Raw genomic sequence first — 20,332 nt, forward strand, 5'->3', positions numbered from 1 at the left:
GCCCGCGTGCCTGCGCTCGTGTTCGGGTCGTCGCTCGATCGCGGGTCCGCGCTCACGACCACACCTCCGTCGCGTCCTCGCTGGTCGGCTCGTACTCGGCGGGCGGGCCGCCGTGCGTCCACGGCGTGTCCTCGCGTTCGGGGAACTTGCCCGCACCCCACGAGTCGGCCGTGCGGGACGTGAACACGACCTGCTGCCCCGGCTCGGGGACGACGCCCGCCTCCGGGGTGAGCTTGCGTCCCATGCCGCCGGTCAGCTCCAGCAGGACGTCACCACCGTCGATCTCCACGATCCGGCCTTTGAGCCCCGGACGGGCGGCGTTCACGACCGTCGTGCCCTCCTCCAGCCGGATCGGGTCCTCGGTGCGGATCCACACGTGCGGGCGGAGCTTCGGGCGCTTGCCCGACTCGTCCAGCCGGGTCGGGGCGGCCTCGGTGACCACGCCGCCGAACGCCTGGCCCGCGAGCCGCTGCTCGGCCATCACGAGCGGATCGTCGAACGCGCGCTGCGCCTCGTACGACTCCTGCGCGCGTTCGAGATCGTGCAGGCGGCGCGCGGCCCGGACGGCGTCGTCGAGCTTCGCCTGCGGCGGGTTCTCGGCGAACTCGCGGTGGAAGTAGGTGAACGAGTCGCGGTCCCGCTCCCAGCGTTTCGCGACGCTGGCGCCCTCGGGGAGCGCGCGCAGCAGGTCCAGCGCCCGCCACGCCAGGTCCCAGGTGGGCCGGAGCTGGGACGCGACGGCGGCCCGGATCCGCTCCTCGGCGCGCGGCTCCCCGCCGCTCTCGTCGAACGCCGCGATCGCCGGGGCGAGGACCTCGTTGTCGAACGTCGGATCGGTCGCCGGACCGGCGGGCGGGCACGCCACCGGGTCCTCGGCGCGTGCGGCCGCCGCCGGGCCGTCCATGCCCTCGGGCGGGTCGATCCAGCCCATCAGCGCGCCGAGGTTGCCGTCCTCCAGCGCGCTCTGCCCGGTCGCCCAGTGCAGGCGCAGGGTCTCGGTCAGCGCGAGCAGCAGCGACGAGCCCGGACGGTCGTTGCGGTCGGCGTACCAGGTCAGCCAGCGGCCCAGCGCCGGGACGGCCGGATCGACCGCCCACGGCCCCTCGGTGCTGCGGAACCGCGTGGACCGTCCCAGCAGGCGCAGGAACCCCACGCCGCCACGGTTCGGCACGACGATCTGCGGCGCGCGCTCGTACCGGAACCGCTCCTCGCCGTCCTTGGACGGCTCCAGCGTCTCCGTCGCGCCGCGCTCGGCCTCGACGTGCTCCAGCACGGCCTTCGCGAGCTCCGCCGCGTACGCGAACCGCATGTCCCGGTTGCGCGGCTGAGGGACGACCAGGAGCGTCGGCGCGTCCCGGTCGGTGCCGAGCATCGTCGCCAGCGGCGCCGCCGCCTCACCCGCCAGCTTCAGCGGGATCATCACCAGCGGGGTCTCGCTCAGATGGCAGTGCCGGACGGTCGCGATCGGCTGCGCGCGACCCGACGCGAGCGCCTCGATCTGCGCGAGGGCGGTGAGCGTGCTCACGCCGTCCGCTCCAGGACGTCCGCGCTCCGCGCCTGCCCGCCGACGAGCGGGGCCGCCGCCGGACGCGCCGGAGCCGGGGGCGTCGGCGCGGCGGCCAGGGCCTCACGGCGCAACCGCGCGGCGAGACGCAGCTGCTCGGCCGTCTCGGCCATGTCCTCGGACGGCTCCCGGACGCCGCGCGCCAGTTCCAGCGCGGTCACCAGGCTGTCCACGCCGCCGAGCTCGTCGCGGACGTTCCGGCCCAGCGTCCCCGTCGCCCCGCACGCGCGCGCCTCGTCCCGGCAGAACAGCGCCATCTCGCAGCTCGCCATGCATTCCGGCGCGTACCGGGCCTCCACCGCGCGCACCGCCTCGGGCAGGTTCTCGTCGAGCGCGAACGTGCACCCCTCGGGAAGCTGCCGGGCGATGTCGTCGGCCCGGGTCAGGCGGTCGAGCTGCCGCCTCACGGTCGCGAGCTGCGGCCGGACGTCCAGCGGCGTGGCGGTCGGACGGTTCGAGAAGTTCTCCGGGCAGACGAGGAACACCTCGTGCGACACCCGCTCCGGATCGTGCCCGAGATCCGCGACCAGCTCGCGCAGCGCCAGCACGTACACCGCCGACTGCCGGGCCGCCGCCGCGACCTGCTCCGGCTCGGCCTGGCCGTCCACCACCGCGAACGACTTGACCTCCACGACGTGGAACCGGCCGCCGAGCTGGAACGCGATCACGTCCGGCTCCAGGTAGGCGCGCTGGCCGGCGATGTCCAGGCGCAGCAGCGGATGGTCGAACAGCGTGCCCTCGCCCGTCTCCAGGGCGCGCGCCATCAGGTGCCGGGTGCGGGCGTGCCGCACCTCGCGGCTCTCCGTCCCGACCGACTCCAGGTCGTCGTAGGAGACCTCCGGGATCTCCAGCCCGAGCCGGTCGCGCAGCAGGGCCAGCAGCTCGGCGCAGCCGTCCGCCTTCACCTGCGCCTCGAACGCGTTCCCGCGCGTGATCGCGAACTGCGACTGCCCGAACGGCGCGGCGAACCCGAGCCGCCGCGCCACGGCGTCCTTGTCCACCCCGGCGGCGTCCATCACCCCGCGCCGCGCGCAGCCCGGATTCGCGGTCAGCGCCGCGATCGTACGCGCGTCGTGATTGCGCGGAGCCTCGCCGCCGCGCAGATGGGACAGGTCGAGCACCGCCTGCCCGTTCGCCGCGTCGCCGCTCACTGCGTGGCCACTCGCCGCGTGCCCCTTTGGCGCGTGACCGCTCGCCGCGTGGCTGGTGGCCGCGGAACCGTTCACCGTGTGGCCGTTCGCCGTCGGGCGGGAAGCCGTTTGGCCGGGTTCTGTGGGACCGTTCGCCGTATGGGCGGACGCCGTCGAGCCGAACGCCGTGTGGCCGGGTGCCGTCGAGCCGGGTGCCGTGTGGCCGGGTGCCGTGTGGCCGGGTGCCGTGTGGCCGGGTGCCGTGTGGCCGGGTGCCGTGTGGCCGGGTGCCGTGTGGCCGGGTGCCGTGTGGCCGGGCGGCGTCGGGCCGGGGGCCGTTTGGCCGGGGGCCGTGGGGCTGGGCGCCGTTTGGCGGGGTGCCGTGTGGCTGGGCGGCGTGGGGCCGGGGGCCGTGGGGCTCGTCGCCGTGGGGTCGTCGTCTCTGCTCATCGCCGTCGCCGGTTCGTCGTGTCGTCGGGGCCGGAGCCCGTTCGCCTGTCGTCGCTGTCGCCCGGCCTCGCGCCGGGGGTGTCGCCGGTGGCCGCGCGGCGGGGGAGGACGCGCAGCCCGCCGCCGAACAGCAGCGCCGCGTCGTCCAGCGCGTCCGCCGCGCGCCGGGCCGCCGCCGCGCGATCCCGCTCGTCGGCGTCGCGGTGCACGTCCAGCTCCGCCCGGGCCGCCTCGGCGACCACGGCCGGATCCGTCGCCCCGTCCGTCCCGACCGTACCGTCCGCCGCCCCCGGAATGGTGGCGGCGAACCGCCACAGCAGCCGCTGGACGCGCGCGTCCCGTCCGGTATCGGTGTGTTGGGCGCGTTCCGCGACCCGGATCGCGGCCGTGAGGAAGTCCACGCGGGCGCTCAGCGGTCCGACGATCCGCTGCCGCAGCGGCCACGTGCTCACCGTCAGCAACCCGCGCGCCGGAGCCAGCAGGTCCGCGGTGAGCGCGGCGCACAGGTAATACGGACGCGCGTAAGGCGAGGAACGGAACGACCGCTCCTCGTCACGCCGCAGGCTCGTCAGCCGCGTGGCCTGGATCTCTCCAGGGAAGAACGCTCCGTAGACCGCCCCCACCAGCTTCGGCGCGGCGGGCACGGCCAGCAGAGTCAACGCCTGGTGCACCTGCTCCCGGACGGGAACGAGCCCGCGCGCCTGCACGGCGCGCTCATCCTGAAGACGCGCGATGCCAGACGGGCCGGAGGATCCGACGGCGAACGAGCCGTAAGACTGCCCGCTGCCCGGCGCGCTGCCCGGCGTGCGGCCTGACCCGCTGCCCGGCGTGCGGCCTGACCCGCCGCCCGACACGCCGCCCGATGTGGTGGCCAGCGCGCCGTCCGACGCATCGGACGAACCGGACGACTGGGCAGCGGCCTCACCGCCGAGGACCGCGTCGTCCCACGCCTGCTCCGCCCGGCGCAGTTCCGCGCGCAGACGCCGTGCGGACTCCCGGTCGCCGCCCGCGACGGCACGCCGGACGGCCGCGCGCAGCTCGGCGATGCGCTCCTCCAGCGCGTCGGGGGAGGAGCCGGGTGGTCCGGACATGCCGGAGAGCGTAGCGCGACTTCCAGTGAGTTCCAGTATTTTCCAGATTTATCCGCGTTGGTCGCGGCGCAGCGGATGGTCGTCCGGCACCTGGACCAGGACGATCCGGACACCTTCCGGGTCCTCGATCCACATCTCGACCAGGCCCCACGGCTCGACGCGCGGCTCGCGCGTCACCCGGACACCCGCCGCCGCCAGCCGCTCGTGCTCGGCCCGGACGTCCCGCACCTGGATCCACAGCATCGGCGCGCCCTCGCCCACCGGACCGGGCCCGCGCCCGGACACCTCCAGGAACCCGGAACCGAGGAAGAACACCAGGCCGGGATCGTCCGGCGGCCCGAACTCCCGGTACACCGCGAGCCCGAGCACGTCCCGGTAGAACCGGCGCGCCCGCTCGGGATCGGCGGGACGGATCAGGACACGGCTGCTCAGAACCTCCATGCGCCCCATCATTCCCAGCCGGACGGTATGACAGCCTTATCCGTGTGATGGACACCGAAGCCGCCCCCCGGCGCGTCTGGATGGTCAGGCACGGGGAGAGCGAATCGAACGCGGGCCTCCCGGCGAACGGTCCCGGAGCCAGCCCGCTCACCGCCTACGGCCGCCGCCAGGCCGAACGCGTCGCGGCGCTGTTCACGTCCGCGCCGTCCCTCATCGTCAGCTCCACCTTCGCGCGCGCCCGCGAGACGGCGCTGCCCACATGCGCACGCTTCCCTGGCGTCCCCTACGAGGAATGGCCCGTCCAGGAGTTCACCTACCTGGGCTCCATGCACGAGGCGAACACGACGAGCGCCGAACGCCGCCCTCATGCCAGGGCCTACTGGAACCGTCTCGACCCGTCCTACATGGACGGCGGCGACGGCGAGTCCTTCCAGAACCTGGTCACGCGCGCCCGCGCGACGGTCGCCGCTCTGGCCGCCCGCCCGGAGAACGGCCTCATCGCCGTCTTCACCCACGGCCTGTTCATGCGCGCCGTCATGTGGACGCTCCTGACCGGCATCACCGAACCGACCCCAGAGCAGATGCGCGCCTTCCGCCGCTTCGCGGACGTCGGCGCCACCCCGAACGGCACGATCGTCGAACTGCGCCCCGGCGAGGACGACGACTTCTCCGTCGTCCTCGGCACCAGCACCGCCACCCTCGACCCCCACGCCGACCAGGGCGTCCAGCCCGCAAACGACCTCCGCCCCGAACACGGTCTCCAGCCCGCGCACGACCTCCGCCCCGGACGCGACCTCCAACCCGGACGCGACCTCCAACCCGGACGCGACCTCCAGGCCGGACGCAAGGTCCAGGACGACCACGACACTCAGGACGCGAACCCGGCGAAGTAGCTCGCGACCATGTCCTCCTCGCCGTGCCCCTGCTCGGTGGCGCGGATGAACCGCTGTCGCGCGGCGTCCGTGAGGTCCACCCGGACCCCGGCGGACGACGCCGCCTCCATGATGAGCCCCGTGTCCTTCGTCGCGTTCACCACGGTGAAGGTCGGACTGAAATCCCGCTCCAGGACGGCCCGCATCTTGGTCTGGAGGTAGCCGCTGTCGAGCGGACCGCCGCTCACGACCTCCCCGAAGGCGCGCGGATCGAGCCCCAGCCCTTCCGCCAGCGCCAGCGACTCGGCCACCAGCGACGTCAGCGTGATCGCATAGCCCACCGTGACCATCTTCAGCCGCGTCCCGCCGCCGGCCGCGCCGTCCTCGCCGAGCCACAGCGTCCGCTGCCCGACGGCGTCGAACACCGGCTGGACCGCCTTGCGCGCCGCCTCCGGCCCCGCCGCCAGGACGATCAGCTTCCCTTCCTCGGCGGGCTGCCTGCTACCTTGCACCGGCGCGTCCACGAACGCGAGACCGTGCCGTCCGGCCAGCGCGGACAGCGGCCCGAGCGCCGCGAGACCGACCGTGCTCATCTGCGCCCACACCGCCCCCGCGCGGGCGGAGGGAGCCGCGTCCGCCATCACCGCGTGCACGGCGTCGCCGTCGGTGAGCATCGTGACGATCACGTCGGCGTCCGCGACCGCCTCACCGGCCGAGTCCGCCACCCGCGCCCCCACCTCGGCCAACGGCTCCGCGCGAGCCCGAGAGCGATTCCACACCGTCACGTCCAGCCCCGCGGCGACCAGGTTCCGCGCCATCGCGGCCCCCATGATCCCCGTCCCGAGCAAGGCCACAGCCGTCATCCCGAACCTCCCAGAGCCGACCCGGCACCCATCGCACCGCGCTTCACCCCACCCCCTACCCAGATCACCCGCCGACGCTCCTCAGACCCCCGCAAGGTCCGAATCCAGCCATCACCCCATCAAACAGCCACCCGATGCGACCGCTCCTCCCGACTCAGACGCCGCTGCAACGCGCTTCAACCACGCCGAGCGTCCTGCAACACAAGGCCGGTCCACCACGCGAGTCCCACGTCCAACCGCACGAGCCCGCAGCTCAACCGCGCGACTCCGCGGGCGCGTCACGCGAGCCCGCAGCTCAACCACGCGACTCCGCAGGTCAACCGCGCGAGGCCGCGGGCCCGTCACACAAAGCCGCAGGTCAGCGCGCGAGGCCGCAGCTCAACCGCGCGAGGCCGCACGTCAGCCGCGCGAGGCCGCTCAGCCGTGCGAGGCCGCGGCCCCGTCGCGCGTGGCCGCAGGTCAGCGCGCGAGGCCGCTCAGCCGCGCGAGGCCGCGGGCCCGTCACGCGCGTGGCCGCGGGTTAGCCGTGCGAGGCCGCAGCTCAGCCGTGCGAGTCCGCGGGTTAGCCGCGCGAGGCTGGGAATTGTCACGCGCGGCCGCAAGTCAGCCGTGCATAGCCGGTCAGTCGTGCAAGGCTGGCCAATCGCGCGACGCTGCGGGTCATCGTGCGCGGCTGGTCGGTCGTGCGAGGCTGGTCGGTCGCGCGACGCCGTGGCTCAGCCGTAGGCGGGGTTGTCGTCGGCGACCGTCGTGTAAGGGGCGGCGAACGCGTCGAGTGTCCGCTCAAGGTTGGCGGACCACCAGGCCATCAGCGCTGTGGACGCACCGCCGCCGTCGGACTCCGCCGACTCGTCACCGAGATACCGCTGCCGCAGCGAGGCCACGTCGCACAGCCGCTCCCACCACGCCCGATGGACGGCCGACTGGATCTGCCCCGCGTCCAGATCGACCACCGACCGGTGCCCGCGCAGGAACGCCTGCACGCGGTCGAGATCGAGCCCGCGGTCGTCCCCGCAGGCGAACAGCCGCGCCGCGGCATCGACGACCTCTCCGGCGAGCGGCCCGGTGGTCAGCGCGTCCCAACCAAGCACGGCCGACACCTCGCCCGACCGTCCATAACGGAGATGCTCCTGATGGAACGCGCCGTGCAGCCGTCCGACCACGCTCGTATCGATCTCCGGAGGCTGGTGGTCGGCGAACTCCTCCAGCAGCTCGCGCCGCTCCCGCAACCGCCGGACGGTCAGCGCGGAGAAATCGGTTCCGTCGTCGGGCGTCTCGTCGAGCGCGGCGTCCACGTCCGCGATCGCGGCGGACGCCCGGGACGTCGGCACCAGCATGCTCTGCTGCACCGCGCCCGTCGCCCGATCGAGTTCGACGTGCAGGTGCCCGAGCAGCGCCCCGAGACGCTCGCACTGGACGAACGTCAGTTCCAGGCCGTCCCGCCGCCGACCGGACGCCCAGGGGAACAGCTCGTAACCGCGCCCACCGGCGACCACCAGCGTCTTGCCGTTGCGCGCGGGGACCGGCGCGAGTACGGGAAGCCCGGCGCCGTCCAGCGCGGCCATCGCCTCGTGCCGGACGCGAATCCGCTTGCGGTCGGGCGTCTCATGCTCGCGAAGCAGGTAGGACGTGCCCTCCGCGTCCAGCCGCCACCGCCGATCCCGTCCACCGGCCAGCGGCTCCGGAGCGCCCCCGGCCTCGATCTCCCAACGACGCGGCAGCCGCGGCGGCAGCGGCTCGTCGTCGTGAACCCGCGATGACGTCGGCACCTCGGTCCCTCGCTGGACTCGGTCGAACGGATGTTCTCACGGCGACGCTACACGCTGACCCCTCGCCCACGAAAGCGAACCACCGGTATCCGCCGCACCGCCCCCGCGTCGATGACCGCGCCGGCTGCGAGCAGTCGCCCGCACGCAGGGAAAAGCGGGAGGACACCACGCGCGAGACGATCGCCGCGTCAGCGAGGCGATGCGCGGCGAGACGACCGCGCCACGGCATGAAGAAGCCCACGCGGTCGTGAGGCTTCGAATTCCTCACGTCCGCGCGGGCGGATAGCTTGGCGCACTCGAAAAGGCGACGCCGAACGCGGGCGGTCAGGCGCGCTCGAGGATCACTACCGGGATCTCACGGTCCGTCTTCGTCTTGTAGTTGTCGTAGTCGGGCCAGACGGCGGCCATCTTCTGCCAGAGGCGCGGACGCTCGTCGGCCGTCGCGGTGCGGGCCCGGGCCTTGAACCGGTCGCCCTTCACCTGGACCTTCACCTCGGGGTTGGCCTGGAGATTCAGGTACCAGAGCGGGTGCTCGTCGGCTCCGCCCTTGGACGCGACGACCACGTAGTCATCACCGTCCTGCTGGTAGATGAGCGGAGTGGTGCGCTCCTGGCCCGACTTGCGTCCCACCGTGGTCAGCAGCAGCGTGACCGTGCCGTTCCACTCGTGGCCCTCCGCGCCGTCGGTCTCCTGGTAGCGCTTGACGTGGTCCTTGCCGAAAAGCATGGGTCCTCCTCGTTCACCGGACGGATGTACGCGCGGCGCGCCGGCCGCGCGACCGGGACAACGTCCGTCGGCACGAGGACCTTCCCGCCGGCTCACCGGCCACGCGGGAGCGGACGGTCAAATCTCGTTCAGCAGCGAGTTGAGGAAGCGGATCGTCTCGTCCGGACGCGACGCGGTGATGCACAGGTCGTTCATCACGCGCATGTAGGTGTCCACGTCGGCGGGCTTGTCCAGGTAGAGGGCGCTGGTGAGCTGCTCCAGGTACACGACGTCCGACAGGCCCGGCTCCGCGAAGCGCAGGATCGTGAACGGTCCACCGGTGGCGCACGGTTCGGACGCCTCGTACCGCACCACCTGGAGCGTGACGTTCGGCAGGTCGGCCATCTCGACGAGATGCCGGAGCTGACCGCGCATCACCTCGTCACCGCCGAGACGACGGCGCAGCACGGCCTCGTCCAGCACGGCCCACAGCGTCGGCGCACCCGGTTCCACGAACCGCTCCTGCCGGGTCATCCGCAGCCGGACGCGCCGCTCGACGTCCTCTTCGGTCGCGTCGGGGTGACCGAGGCGGACGACGGCCCGCGCGTAGTCCTCCGTCTGCAGCAGACCTGGCACGAACTGGAGTTCGTAACAGCGCAGCAGGGACGCCGCCTCCTCTAGTCCGAGATAGGTCTCGAACCAGTTCGGCAGGACGTCGCCATAGCGATGCCACCAGCCCGGCGTGTTCGCCTCGCGCGCGAGCTCCAGCAGGGGAGCGCGGTCGGCGGGGTCCGTCACGCCGTACAGGGTCAGCAGGTCGGCGACGTCGCGCTCCTTGAAGCCGACGCGGCCGAGCTCCATCCGGCTGATCTTCGAGTGCGAGCCCCGGATCTCGTACCCGGCGTCCTCGGTCGAGATCCCCTTCTCCTCGCGGAGCCGGCGCAACTGCGCCCCCAGGAGGATGCGCAGCACGGTCGGACCGCCGCGACGCGGGTAGTCGAGCAGTCGTCCGGGCGTGGCGTCGCCCTCCGCTGGAGGAATCGGTGCAGCAGCGTCCTGGGGCAAGGGGTCACCAGCCAGTCTTGGCGAAACGGCACCGACCATCGTAGAGGATCACACCGCCCCGCGCCGCCCGCCTCGCCGGATCGCTTCCGGAACGTGCCGAAGTGACACGCGCCGATCCGCCCCAACCGGGCGTCCCGTTCGGTTCGGCCGCCGAACCGTTCGCGCCCGCCTCCACCGGACGCGTGAAGTCTCTCACGTCCGTCCGTCACGCCGCCCGTGTCACCCGCCCTGACGTGCCGTTCTCCCTCCTTCCCGGACGAGCCGTCGCAGCGCGTGACGCACCTCTCGCCCGCGGACGGTGATGTCCGCTGCGACGGCACGTTTCCATTGCTGGGAGGAGATGAACACGACGCCTCCCGGCTACACGACACCGACACAGGGGGATCCGATGGACATCCGCTTCCTCACGACCGGCCGAGTGCCGGAGGCCGCCCGCGCCTCCGCCGAAGCCGCCGTCCGCGCGGCCCTGGCCGACGTCGCCGCGCCCACCGCCACCGTCCGCGGCACGCTGACGATGGCCGCCGACCCGTCCCTGCCGCGCCCGGCCCTGGCGCAGGCGGTCGTCACCATCGACGGCCGCTCCCTCCGCGTCCAGGCCGCCGCCCCGACCGTGGACGAGGCCATCACCCTCCTCCAGGACCGCCTCTCCGTCCGGGTCGCCTACCTGCGCGCGAGCTGACGAGACCCCTTCGCCCCGTCACCTCGGCCACAGGCACGCTGCCCCTCCGATCACCGGGGAGGAGGCACCATGCGGACACGCGAGACCCGAGCCGCATACGACCATGACTCGCTCACCGCCTACCAAGCCTCCTCCCCGCCCACCGCCGCCCCGCCCCAAAACCACGGCCACTTCCTCCCGCGCTTCTCCCGCACCAACACGACGCGAATCAAGCCCTCCTTCCCCTGACTCATGGCCCGCAGCGGCCGACCCCGCAACCCCGCCCAGGAAAGAATCCCGGCCGTCCGCATCACCCACGAAATTTGGACGAAGCGTTCCCCTTTCAGTCCAGCCTTCTCTACGCCACCACCACCCTTCCCCAGCCGCACCATCGCCCGCCCCGCTCCACCCGCGCTGGGCCCCGTCTCCCCGGTGCTTCCTCCCACCTCCGCCCTGCTTCGCGCGCCCCCGTCACCCCGTGCTCCGTCCCAGGTCCGTGCCGCTTCGCACCGGCTCGCGGGTCGTGCTGCTGGCTTGGTCATCGCTTCGTCGAGTTTTGCGCGCAGCGCGCGAGCACGGAGCTTCTGGACGTGTCAGCCAGTGCCGCAGATGGCCCGGGGGGTCAGCCCGTTGACCGGCACGTCCTCCGCCACCCGATTCTGGGAGGCGGACGTATTGCGAGCCGCGCGCCAAGCTCCGAACTCTGCCCGCTTCAACCGCCGCAATGGGCCTAACAAGAACGGCCGTTGAGGGAACATGCGGCCGGCGCGCCGGGACGCCCCTGAGCCTGGAAGCTGATCTGCATCGATCGTCCAGGCCCCAAGCCCCGGCCGACGCCGTCAAGCCGTCCGCCCGAATGAGACCCGGTGACCGACCCGCTCGGCGACCACACCGACATGATCACCGCGTTCGAGAACTGCGCCGAGAGCCGCCACAGGGAGACAGGGGAGTTCCCGCGGTTGACGACCGTGAGCGTCCCGATGAAGCCGGATCCCCAGGAGTTCGAAACGGAGAACGAGGCGGCCAACGTCCCCGATGGCGGTGACGACGACGGCTGCGTGCTTCGACTCGGACTCTCCGAAGCAGTTCTACTGGGGGACGACGTGGTCGTTCCGCCAGACGCCTGAGCATGAGCGCCAGGCCGCGGCGGGACGACCGCCTCGATCGTCGGACCGGCCAGCGGAGACCTCGTCGGGCTGGCAGCGCATCCCAAGGCACATCCGGGAGGTTTCGCTTCGGCTCCGCCACCAGTCGCATGGACGGCGAAGAACGCCAGACTTCCGACGACGCCGATCCCACTCAGGGCAAGCGCGATCGTCCGTCCGCCGACGCGCTGTCCCACTCCCGCCTTCGGACGCCGTCTCCGCCCTTTGACCCGCCGTCGCCCCTGTTCGGTCACCACGACACCGACCCCGCCCACGCAAGTCCGGCTGCCGCACATCAAGCCAGGACAAATCAACACATCACGAGCGACGAGAATCTATCAACAACCGATCGGCTCCGACGCCTCCTTCCGTAGCCTTCCGACCTCCGGTTCAGGACACGTCACCTCTGACTCCGAAACGCCCATCGCTCGCCGCTACCTTCTATCGAGCCTGTCTTCCGTGCCGCATCCCTCAAGCCCTCCACGAGGACCTCGCTCACCGCCTCCTTTGACTCGGTTACTTGGCACAGCACAACGCGAGGCACCGTGCCCCGACATCCCGACGTCCCGACGTCCCGACGTCCCGACGCGCCAGGTATGCATTCGAGCAGGAGGCGGGGCCGACATCTGATGTTCCCCATGGGGAGCCTGGACGAGCCGGAGATCTCAACTGCCTGGTCGCGAGCTGGGAAGTCGAGCCTGGCGGGGGCCTTCGAACCGGCCGGGGACATCGGTCGTTGCTTGTGCTCACCCACCACCGAGTAGCGGCAACGCGCTCCTCCTTGAGGGCCTCAACGTGCTTCATCGAATGACGGCGCTGGGGGATCAGCTCGCGTAGAACCCCGGTGTGGGGTCCGGATCGCAGCCGAGGAGTTCGTGGACGACCGGCGGCAGCTCGTCCCAGAGCCACTCGTTCACGCTTCCGGGGTAGTCGTCCGGCGGCCTGACCTCGAGCAGGTCGCTGCTGATCGGGGACAGCTGGACGGGGACGGGACCGTCGTTCCACATCGGGTCGTCCGTGCCCCAGTACTCGGCGAAGTCTCCGCCGGTCACGAGCGCTTCCCCCGGCATGACGCGCGTGCCGTGGGTGATGCCGAGAGGCAGTAACCGCCTGCTCAGGCTGCGGAGGACGTTGGTCGCCGCCAGATCATGGACGCATGCGACACCGGACATGCGGAGCTCGGGCAGGCCGAGGCGCTGCATACCGCGAGTGGACAGCTGGAGGCAGGCGCAGCCGTCGATGTCGGCATCGCCGGCGGGACACGGAGAATTCCCATGACCGGTGTAGACGGTGATGATCCAGTCGTCGGCGAGGACGAACCGCCCGCCGTCGTCCTGCTGAGGCGTCGGCAGGACGATGCCGAGGTCGTAGTCCGCGAGGATGCCGTCGGTGGCCTCGCGGAGGGCGTGCGCGGCGGCGCGGGCGATGCGGGCGCCGAAGGGGCGGTCGAGGGCGGGCAGCGTGGCGCTCACGCCGATGTTCCAGTCGGCCGAGCGCAGGTAGGCGAGATCGCCGTCGCGGTCGTCCTCGTCGTCCAACGACGTGATCTTGCTGAGGTCCCAGGGCGAGCCGGCCGCCGGACGGGCCGAGACGGTCAGCTGGGGATCTCCGAGACGCCGCATCGCGTGGGTGGCGAACGGGGCGGCGACATGTTCGAAGATGGCGGCCGGCAGGTCGTCGGGACACTGCTCGGCCGCGACGACGAACGTCCAGGACGTGCGGTCGGGAACGGTGAGACGGAAGTTTTCGGTCATCGGGGGCCTCCTCGGGCCTGGTCGGGTACACGAACCAGGCTGGAGCGCCGCGCCGCGCGAGACTAACCGAACTCCATTCTGTGGATAACTCGACGGATCAGGGTCAGACGCGCTCTACGTGCGCGTCGCCGAGAAAAGATGAAGAGAGCGCGACGTCGGTGAGGACGGGAAAAGCTCAGGGCCGGACGCCAGGCTCAAGCCTTGGCGTCCGGCCCTGTGAGCCGAGACCTCGCGCAGGTCAGCGGTTGGCGATGTCCGTGTAGTGACGCTCGCCTTCGCCCACGTACACCTGGCGCGGACGACCGATCTTCGTGGCCGGGTCGTTCATCATCTCGCGCCACTGGGCGATCCACCCGGGAAGGCGGCCGAGCGCGAACAGCACGGTGAAGGCGTTGGTCGGGAAGCCGAGCGCCTTGTAGATGACCCCGGTGTAGAAGTCGACGTTCGGGTAGAGCTTGCGCTCGATGAAGTAGTCGTCGTGGAGGGCCACCTCCTCCAGGCGCATCGCCAGGTCGAGCAGCGGGTCGGAGACGCCCAGCGCGTCCAGGACCTTCGACGTGGCCTTCTTCACCACGGCCGCGCGCGGGTCGTAGTTGCGGTAGACGCGGTGTCCGAAGCCCATCAGCTTGACGCCGGGCTCCTTGTTCTTGACGCGCTCTACGAAGCTCTCGATGTTGTCGCCGTCCTGGTGGATGCGCTCCAGCATCTCCAGCACCGCCTGGTTGGCGCCGCCGTGGAGCGGACCGAACAGCGCATCCACACCCGCCGAAACGGACGAGAACAGGTTGGCCTGGCTGGAGCCGACCAGCCGGACCGTCGAGGTGGAGCAGTTCTGCTCGTGGTCGGCGTGGAGGATGAACAGCATGTCCAGCACGCGCACGATCTCGGGGTCCACCTCGTAGTTCTCGGTGGGCAGCCCGAAGGTCATGCGGAGGAAGTTCTCCACGTAGCTCAGAGAGTTGTCCGGGTAGAGCAGCGGCTGGCCGATGGACGTCTTGTACGCGTACGCGGCGATCGTCGGCAGTTTCGCGATGAGCCGGATGCTCGAGACGTCGACCTGCTCGTCGTCGAACGGGTCCAGGCTGTCCTGGTAGAAGGTCGACAGCGCGCTCACCGCGGACGACAGCACCGCCATCGGGTGCGCGCGACGCGGGAAGGCCGAGAAGAACGCGCGGAACTTCTCGTCCAGCAGCGTGTGGCGCTTGATGCGCTCGGTGAACTCCTGGAGCTTGTCGGCGGTCGGCAGCTCACCGTAGATGAGCAGGTAGGCGACCTCCAGGAAGGACGACTTCTCGGCGAGCTCCTCGATCGGATAGCCGCGGTAGCGCAGGATTCCCGCGTCCCCGTCGATGTAGGTGATCGCGGACGTGGTGGAGGCGGTGTTGGTGAAGCCCGGGTCGAGGGTGACGTGACCGGTCTCCTTCAGCAGGGACCCGATCCCCAGGCCCGAGGGTCCCTCGGTCGCCTCCGTCACCTCGAGGGGCAGCCGCCCACCCGCGTGGTTGAGCTCGAATTCGGACATACTCGGTCGCTCCCAACTTCCGCCTACACCTGCGTAGACGTTCCGCCCTTCATGGTAGTCACGTGATCATGATGGTCGATTCCGGGCCCGGGTGTTGACGGACCGGCCATCCGGTGTTGCGCTGAGTGACATGGCTCTCACTGAAGCGATCGAACTCGTCGACCGGACCCGTGGCCGTATCGCGCACGCAGGAGGCGAGAACCGGTTCCTCGACCTCCTGGAACAAGGGGCGGTGCCGAGGGAACGCCTGGCCTGGCTGGCAGGGGAAGAGTTCCGGATCGTCGACAGTGACAGGCGGAGCTTCGCGCTCCTGTCCGCGCGGTTCGCCGAAGCTCCTGCGGGAGAGTTCTTCCTCGCGCTCGCGCAGGGCGAAAATCGAGCGCTGACCTTGCTCGCGGATTATGCTTCGGCGCTCGGCTGGAGTGAGAAGGATCTCAATTCCTATGTGCCGCGGCCACGAGCGCAGTCCTACCCGGCGTACCTGGCACAACGAGCCGCCTTCGGGACACGGAGCGAGGTCGCTCTGGCGATGCTGGCCAACCTCGAAGAGTGGGGAAGTTTCTGCGCCCGGACGGCCACGGCGTTGCGGGCGCGCTACGAACTGTCCGAGGAAGCCGTCGCGTTCTTCCGGTACTTCGCCGAGACGCCCCCCGGGTTCGTGGACCAGGCGACGGCTGTCATCGCCGCAGGACTCGAAGCGGGGGAAGACCCGGACAGCGCCGTGCAGGCCGCCGACTTCCTGCACGCGTACGAGACCGACTTCTGGACGGCCCTGGCAGAAGGGCTTTCGTAGGCGGCGAACTCGGCGTGACTTACCTGCGGTAGTGGAGTGGACGAGTTTTCCACAGAATTGAGTTCGGTTCTCTCGCGAGCGGCCGTCGCTGGAATCTGGGAGGGCGTCACCGTCCAGCACCAGACCGAAAGGAGTCGCGATGACGCTCGCAGACACCACCCGAGACGGCATCTCCCACCGCCTGCTCGCCACCCGGCTCGGACTCGCCTCCTGGCAGCTCCGCCTCGCCAGGGAACACGACATGGTTCCGGAACCCGACAGGCCCGGCGACCGCTGGGGCCCGAAGACCGCGGCCCAGTGCGTCGAGCGCGTCGACGCGATCAAGGCCGCCTTCGGCGATGAGCCGCCCATAGGCGCCGAACGCGCCGCCGCACGTCTCGCCGCTCGCGTCAGGATGGACGTGGAGCGCGCCGATGTCGAGGTTCTCGTCGCGCAGGACGCTCTCGAGGTCGTCGGCCTGTTCCGGGGCCACCGCCTCTACCTTCTGCGCGATCTCGACGCCCTCGCCCCTGACACCGTCACCAAGGTCGTCCGCGCCCGAAAGGGCCCGCTCGTGGAGTCCGTCGAGCCGAAGGGCGCGGCGCGGATCCTCGACTGGCCCCGCAACACCTTCGAGACCATCGCAGCCGAGCGCAACCTCACCGTCGACCGCCTCGGCCGGTACGTCCTCACCGACGTCCAGAACCTCGCAAAGGACGACGACCTCAAGGCTCGTGTCGAGGCCGACCGTCGCCAGGCGGTCTTCCAGCGGTTCAAACGCGAGGAGGAACGTTGCGAGGAAGGCCTTCGCGCCTGGCTCAACGAATGCAGCGCCTACCTGGAACGCCGCACCGACGAACCGCCGCCGGCCCTCACGCTCCGCCGCGTCCTCCAGGCCCTCATCAGTGCTCGAGCCCAGACCGCCGCCAACGAACCGTGATGAAAGCGATCAGTCCCGCCCAGGGCGAGTCGCCGCGGTACGCCAGAGACGCCGTGGCCCGCACGCTGGACGCCGCAGCTGCACGCGGCACGCCGTAAGCGGCACGTCGCACGGGTGCGATGCACGACGTAGGCCACACGCCGTACGCCGCACCCGATACGCCGTGCGGGACTGCCCATTGCGGGACCGCGCGTTGCGGGACCGCGCGCCGCGTCGTGCCGGGCGCCGCGCCGCGCCGCGTCGTGCCGGGCGCCGTGCCGGGCGCCGCGCCGCGTCGTGCCGGGCGCCGCGCCGCGTCGTGCCGGGCGCCGCGCCGCGTCGTGCCGCGGGACGGGACGGGCGGGTTTGACTTGCGGATTGCTGGTTGTGAGGTGCGAGCTCTGGGCTTGGCCTCCGCTCATAGCAAGGCGCCCGGGCTTGGCCTGCTGATCCCCTCCGCCGGAGCGTCAATCTTCACCATCGCTGGGACCGTCGTGACAACGACGGCCCGCTTCGAGCTGATGGACTCGGCCGGAATCGACCACCAGGTGCTGTCGATCAGCCCGCAGGTCCCGCACTTCGCCGACGCGGACCACGCGGTCACCGCGGCGCGGTACGCCACCGACCTGTACGCCGACCGTGGGTACGAGCGCTGGCCTGGTGGTTGGGGTCGGGTTGCTGCAGCAGGCCCCGCAGTATTCGCCAGCCTGTCGACGTATGCGTTGCTCGGGGAAGTCGTATTGCTCGGAGGGAGCCGGAGATTAGGAGATCTTGTTGCGCTTGCGGGAGTGAGGTCGGTGGGGATGGAGTCCGAGCACGTCGAGAAGTCGGTCCCGGGCCTCGGTGCGGGAGACGGCGGGGAGACGTACCGGGAGGTGGTCCGAGAGAGTCGACGGGGCGGCCAGGAGACCGTCGTCGTCCACGGTCGCCTTGTCGCCGGGCCACTCGCCAAGCAGGACGGCGGAGAACTGCGTTGAGTGATGCGCCGCGAGTTCGATGATCCGGCGGGCTTCCTTCTCACAGTCGGCGATGAGCAGGAGGCGGCGCTCGCCGGTTGAACCGTGCTCGTGGCGGACGGCGAGTTCTGTCTCAAGGTAGGCCAGCGCGGCGTCCAGACTGCCGGGGATGAAGAGGGAGTCGATGCGTTCGTCGAGCAACTCGTCCTCGGCAAGACCGAACAACGCTGTGGCATCCGCACGAGGAATGACGACGAGAGCCGTATCGGCGCACTCCTCAAGCGCGGCCAGCGTGAAGACCCGCGCCGTGGTCGGCGCTCCGGGGCCAGTGAGGCCGAAGAGCGGGATGGCGAAAGGGTCGACGGCCGGCCGGTAGGAGAAATGGAGTGTCCGCTCGCCCTCGAAGGAGTCGGACAGAGGCTGGGAGAGGAGAACGGAGCCTGCGAGGGCGTAGATCCGGCGGCGGAAGGGGTAACCGACCGCGGCCATGGCAGAGAGGAGGATGCCGAGAAGAATCAGAGGCCGAAGCGAACTCGTGAGAGAACGCTGCTTGTCGGAATGGGATGCGGAAGGGACCTCTCGGCTTGCGGAGGGAAGGGGGGTGGGATGTGCGGACGAGGTGGAACGACTCGGGTGCGCCGGATCGCGGCGGGTCGGGGGCTTCTTCGAGACTTCCGCAGACTGCTTGCGCGGTGAAGGGGCCATCGGCGTTCTGGCAGAGTCGCTGAAATCCTTACGGCTCCGGGTGGACGAAGGAGGTGGCGTTCGGGCGTATCGCGGCGATGTCAGCTGTCCGCGCAGGGCGGCAACCCAAGCCGCGCGACACATCTGCGCGGTGTACCAGTCGCTGTATGACTCGGGACTGAGGCAATGACTGGGCACGACATCGCGAGGGTCGGGCGTGCGTGCCGTGGACGAGCGCGTGCGGCTCACTTCAGTGGGCCCGAGAAAGCCCCGAGTGCGCCGGTCCCGCTCGGTGCCGCTCTTGGTCGCGCTTGCGGTGCTCGCAGTGGGAGAGCTCTGCTGCGGATTGAGCGGCATGTGAGTCAGGACCGAATCAGCGATGTGCAGGGGTGGCCGGGAAGAGAAGGCCACTGCTGGTGCCGCTGCGCCAAAGGCCAACGGCGTTCTGCTGAAGGTCGGTTTTGAGTGACCCGGTGCCGGCGCAATGCTCCGGACTCGGGGCACCGCCTCGACCAGCGTCCGCTCTGCATTGCCCAGCGTCGGTACCGCCCCGGTCAGCGTCCGCTCTGCAGTGCCCAGGGTTGGTGCCGCATCGGTCAGCGTCGGTTCTGTGTCGGCCAACGTCCGCATCATGCCGGCGAGCGTCGGCTCGGCTTCGCCCAGTACGGGCGCGGCGTGGCTCGCCGTTGGCTCGGCCTTGCCAAGTGTGGGCGCGGTGCCCAGCGTGGGTTCGGCATTGCCCGATGTCGGCCTTGTCGGGGCGGGCGTCGGCTCGGCTTCGCCCAGTACGGGCGCGGCGTGGCTCGCCGTTGGCTCGGCCTCGCCGAGTGTGGGCGCGGTGCCCAGCGCGGGTTCGGCGTCGCGCAATGATGACCTTGCCTCGGCGGGCGTCGGAACCGGCCCGGCGAGCGGTGGCGCGGCCTCGTCCAGCATTAGTGCGGCTTTGCCCAGCGTGGGCGCGGTCTGGCTCAGGGTGAGGGCGGTCTGGCTCAGCCTGGGCGCGGAGGTCAGCGGGTAAAGGGGAGCTGACGTTGCGTGTGAGTGGGGGGAGGAGCGCCTGTCCAGCCATTCTGAGGTGGAGGTCTGCACGTCGAGAAGCGGGGCTAGGGCGCTGGGGGCGATCTTTGTGAGGGGCATCGTCTTGGGCATGTGCGGGACGCGGGCGGCGTGGGTGGGGAGGTAGAGCACGCTCGCCAGGGCCGTGCAGCCCAGGAGGCCGCATGTGCAGGGAGGTGGCCCGCCGGGGAGGCGCACATGGCCGAGCTTTGCCAGGAAACGGTTCATCTTCGCCCCGGGGGATCGCGGTGGTCACCGTCAGGAAGCCGATCGTAGTCAATCTGGCTACGCAGCGTTGAACATTGGTCACAGTTGAGGGCGGGTGAGTCGAACCGTGCCCGACGATCGCGCGCGGGCACTCAAGTGGGATTCCGACATCCGGGTCTTAGCTGAACGATTGGTAGAGGGCGGCTCCCTGAGGCTGACCCGCGGCGTCCAGAGCAGCGTCCGGATGCGGTGTCCAGGGCGGCGTTTGGATGTGGCGTTCAAGGCGGCGTCCGGGTGCCGTGTCCGCGTGGAGGCGAGCGCAGTCTTGGGGCGCGGCAGGGCGGGGTGGGGTTGCTCTTCTTCTGCGTATTGGGTGGGCGTTGGCGCGGTGGGGTGCTCGTGAGGGGATGCCGGAGGGCTTTGGTGAGCTGCCTCTCGGGTGGAGATCCGGCTGCGGAGCTTGAGCGGGCGAGGGCTCGCGACCGAAACGGGTGACGCTGCGGTGGATGGGTTAGTCGCTATCTCCTTGGTGGGCTCTTTGCGGCCACCGGCGGGCAGGCGGATGCGTTGTCGGCTTGGTGGAGGTCGGAGGGGGCTTGAGGTCCTTGCCGACGGGTTAGGAGGGCTGGGCACGGGGTTGGGTGTGGGGCTGGTCGTGCGGTGGGTTGGGGCGGATGGCGGATGGCGTGGTGGATGTCGGGTGGTCTGG

At 70.9% G+C, this 20,332-nt stretch carries 18 protein-coding genes; 6 read left to right on the top strand and 12 right to left on the bottom strand.

Annotated features, from left to right (window positions below):
- Positions 1-52: 52 nt before the first annotated feature.
- The 4 genes from ACFPCY_RS14075 to ACFPCY_RS14090 form a co-directional block, all read right to left on the bottom strand.
- Positions 53-1,525 (bottom strand): serine/threonine-protein kinase, encoded by a 1,473-nt coding sequence (locus ACFPCY_RS14075; protein WP_378255077.1) that lies wholly within the window; start codon positions 1,523-1,525, stop codon positions 53-55.
- Positions 1,522-2,715 (bottom strand): hypothetical protein, encoded by a 1,194-nt coding sequence (locus ACFPCY_RS14080; protein ID WP_378255079.1) that lies wholly within the window; start codon positions 2,713-2,715, stop codon positions 1,522-1,524. The genes ACFPCY_RS14075 and ACFPCY_RS14080 overlap by 4 nt, the downstream gene beginning before the upstream one ends.
- Before the next feature lie 425 nt (positions 2,716-3,140).
- Positions 3,141-4,235, bottom strand: coding sequence for a hypothetical protein (locus tag ACFPCY_RS14085; RefSeq protein ID WP_378255081.1), 1,095 nt, complete (start codon positions 4,233-4,235; stop codon positions 3,141-3,143).
- A 48-nt stretch (positions 4,236-4,283) separates the two neighbouring features.
- Positions 4,284-4,676 carry a VOC family protein gene (locus ACFPCY_RS14090; RefSeq protein WP_378255083.1) on the bottom strand — a complete coding sequence of 131 codons (393 nt, stop codon included), beginning with the start codon at positions 4,674-4,676 and terminating at the stop codon, positions 4,284-4,286.
- A 47-nt stretch (positions 4,677-4,723) separates the two neighbouring features.
- Between ACFPCY_RS14090 and ACFPCY_RS14095 the strand changes: the two genes are divergently transcribed.
- Positions 4,724-5,569 carry a histidine phosphatase family protein gene (locus ACFPCY_RS14095; protein ID WP_378255162.1) on the top strand — a complete coding sequence of 282 codons (846 nt, stop codon included), beginning with the start codon at positions 4,724-4,726 and terminating at the stop codon, positions 5,567-5,569.
- Here ACFPCY_RS14095 and ACFPCY_RS14100 read toward each other — a convergent pair.
- The 4 genes from ACFPCY_RS14100 to ACFPCY_RS14115 all read right to left on the bottom strand — a co-directional run bounded on the left by ACFPCY_RS14100 (position 5,545) and on the right by ACFPCY_RS14115 (position 9,890).
- A complete protein-coding gene (locus ACFPCY_RS14100) occupies positions 5,545-6,411 on the bottom strand; it encodes an NAD(P)-dependent oxidoreductase (protein ID WP_378255085.1) in 867 nt (288 codons plus the stop codon). The two genes, ACFPCY_RS14095 and ACFPCY_RS14100, sit on opposite strands and share 25 nt — an antisense overlap.
- A 716-nt stretch (positions 6,412-7,127) precedes the next feature.
- Positions 7,128-8,180: a phosphotransferase enzyme family protein gene (locus ACFPCY_RS14105; protein WP_378255086.1), complete on the bottom strand. Its 1,053-nt coding sequence runs from the start codon at positions 8,178-8,180 to the stop codon at positions 7,128-7,130.
- Between the two features lie 324 nt (positions 8,181-8,504).
- The gene (locus ACFPCY_RS14110) at positions 8,505-8,906 is read right to left on the bottom strand and encodes a nitroreductase family deazaflavin-dependent oxidoreductase (RefSeq protein WP_378255088.1); all 402 of its coding nucleotides are present in this window, start codon (positions 8,904-8,906) and stop codon (positions 8,505-8,507) included.
- Positions 8,907-9,023: 117 nt separating this feature from the next.
- Positions 9,024-9,890: a helix-turn-helix domain-containing protein gene (locus ACFPCY_RS14115; RefSeq protein WP_378255164.1), complete on the bottom strand. Its 867-nt coding sequence runs from the start codon at positions 9,888-9,890 to the stop codon at positions 9,024-9,026.
- A gap of 400 nt (positions 9,891-10,290) precedes the next feature.
- On the opposite strand from ACFPCY_RS14115, the gene ACFPCY_RS14120 reads away from it, so the two are divergent.
- Both ACFPCY_RS14120 and ACFPCY_RS14125 read left to right on the top strand, forming a co-directional pair.
- Positions 10,291-10,629, top strand: coding sequence for a hypothetical protein (locus tag ACFPCY_RS14120; RefSeq protein WP_378255090.1), 339 nt, complete (start codon positions 10,291-10,293; stop codon positions 10,627-10,629).
- 69 nt (positions 10,630-10,698) lie between these two features.
- The gene (locus tag ACFPCY_RS14125) at positions 10,699-10,857 is read left to right on the top strand and encodes a DUF4291 family protein (RefSeq protein WP_378255092.1); all 159 of its coding nucleotides are present in this window, start codon (positions 10,699-10,701) and stop codon (positions 10,855-10,857) included.
- A gap of 481 nt (positions 10,858-11,338) precedes the next feature.
- On the opposite strand, the gene ACFPCY_RS14130 is transcribed toward ACFPCY_RS14125, so the two are convergent.
- Complete coding sequence (locus tag ACFPCY_RS14130; protein ID WP_378255166.1) at positions 11,339-11,590, bottom strand: cellulose binding domain-containing protein; 252 nt, start codon at positions 11,588-11,590, stop codon at positions 11,339-11,341.
- On the opposite strand from ACFPCY_RS14130, the gene ACFPCY_RS14135 reads away from it, so the two are divergent.
- Positions 11,475-11,735 carry a hypothetical protein gene (locus tag ACFPCY_RS14135; protein WP_378255170.1) on the top strand — a complete coding sequence of 87 codons (261 nt, stop codon included), beginning with the start codon at positions 11,475-11,477 and terminating at the stop codon, positions 11,733-11,735. The two genes, ACFPCY_RS14130 and ACFPCY_RS14135, sit on opposite strands and share 116 nt — an antisense overlap.
- An 842-nt stretch (positions 11,736-12,577) precedes the next feature.
- On the opposite strand, the gene ACFPCY_RS14140 is transcribed toward ACFPCY_RS14135, so the two are convergent.
- Positions 12,578-13,507 (bottom strand): hypothetical protein, encoded by a 930-nt coding sequence (locus tag ACFPCY_RS14140; RefSeq protein ID WP_378255094.1) that lies wholly within the window; start codon positions 13,505-13,507, stop codon positions 12,578-12,580.
- Positions 13,508-13,745: 238 nt separating this feature from the next.
- On the bottom strand, positions 13,746-15,029 hold the full coding sequence (locus ACFPCY_RS14145; RefSeq protein ID WP_378255096.1) for a citrate synthase: 1,284 nt from the start codon (positions 15,027-15,029) through the stop codon (positions 13,746-13,748).
- A gap of 130 nt (positions 15,030-15,159) precedes the next feature.
- Between ACFPCY_RS14145 and ACFPCY_RS14150 the strand changes: the two genes are divergently transcribed.
- Both ACFPCY_RS14150 and ACFPCY_RS14155 read left to right on the top strand, forming a co-directional pair.
- Positions 15,160-15,822: a thiaminase II/PqqC family protein gene (locus tag ACFPCY_RS14150; RefSeq protein WP_378255098.1), complete on the top strand. Its 663-nt coding sequence runs from the start codon at positions 15,160-15,162 to the stop codon at positions 15,820-15,822.
- 139 nt (positions 15,823-15,961) lie between these two features.
- Complete coding sequence (locus tag ACFPCY_RS14155) at positions 15,962-16,741, top strand: hypothetical protein (protein WP_378255100.1); 780 nt, start codon at positions 15,962-15,964, stop codon at positions 16,739-16,741.
- A 740-nt stretch (positions 16,742-17,481) separates the two neighbouring features.
- Here ACFPCY_RS14155 and ACFPCY_RS14160 read toward each other — a convergent pair.
- A complete protein-coding gene (locus ACFPCY_RS14160; RefSeq protein WP_378255102.1) occupies positions 17,482-19,293 on the bottom strand; it encodes a hypothetical protein in 1,812 nt (603 codons plus the stop codon).
- Positions 19,294-20,332: the final 1,039 nt, after the last annotated feature.

This window comes from Actinomadura gamaensis, assembly GCF_042652125.1.
Lineage (GTDB): Bacteria > Actinomycetota > Actinomycetes > Streptosporangiales > Streptosporangiaceae > Spirillospora > Spirillospora gamaensis.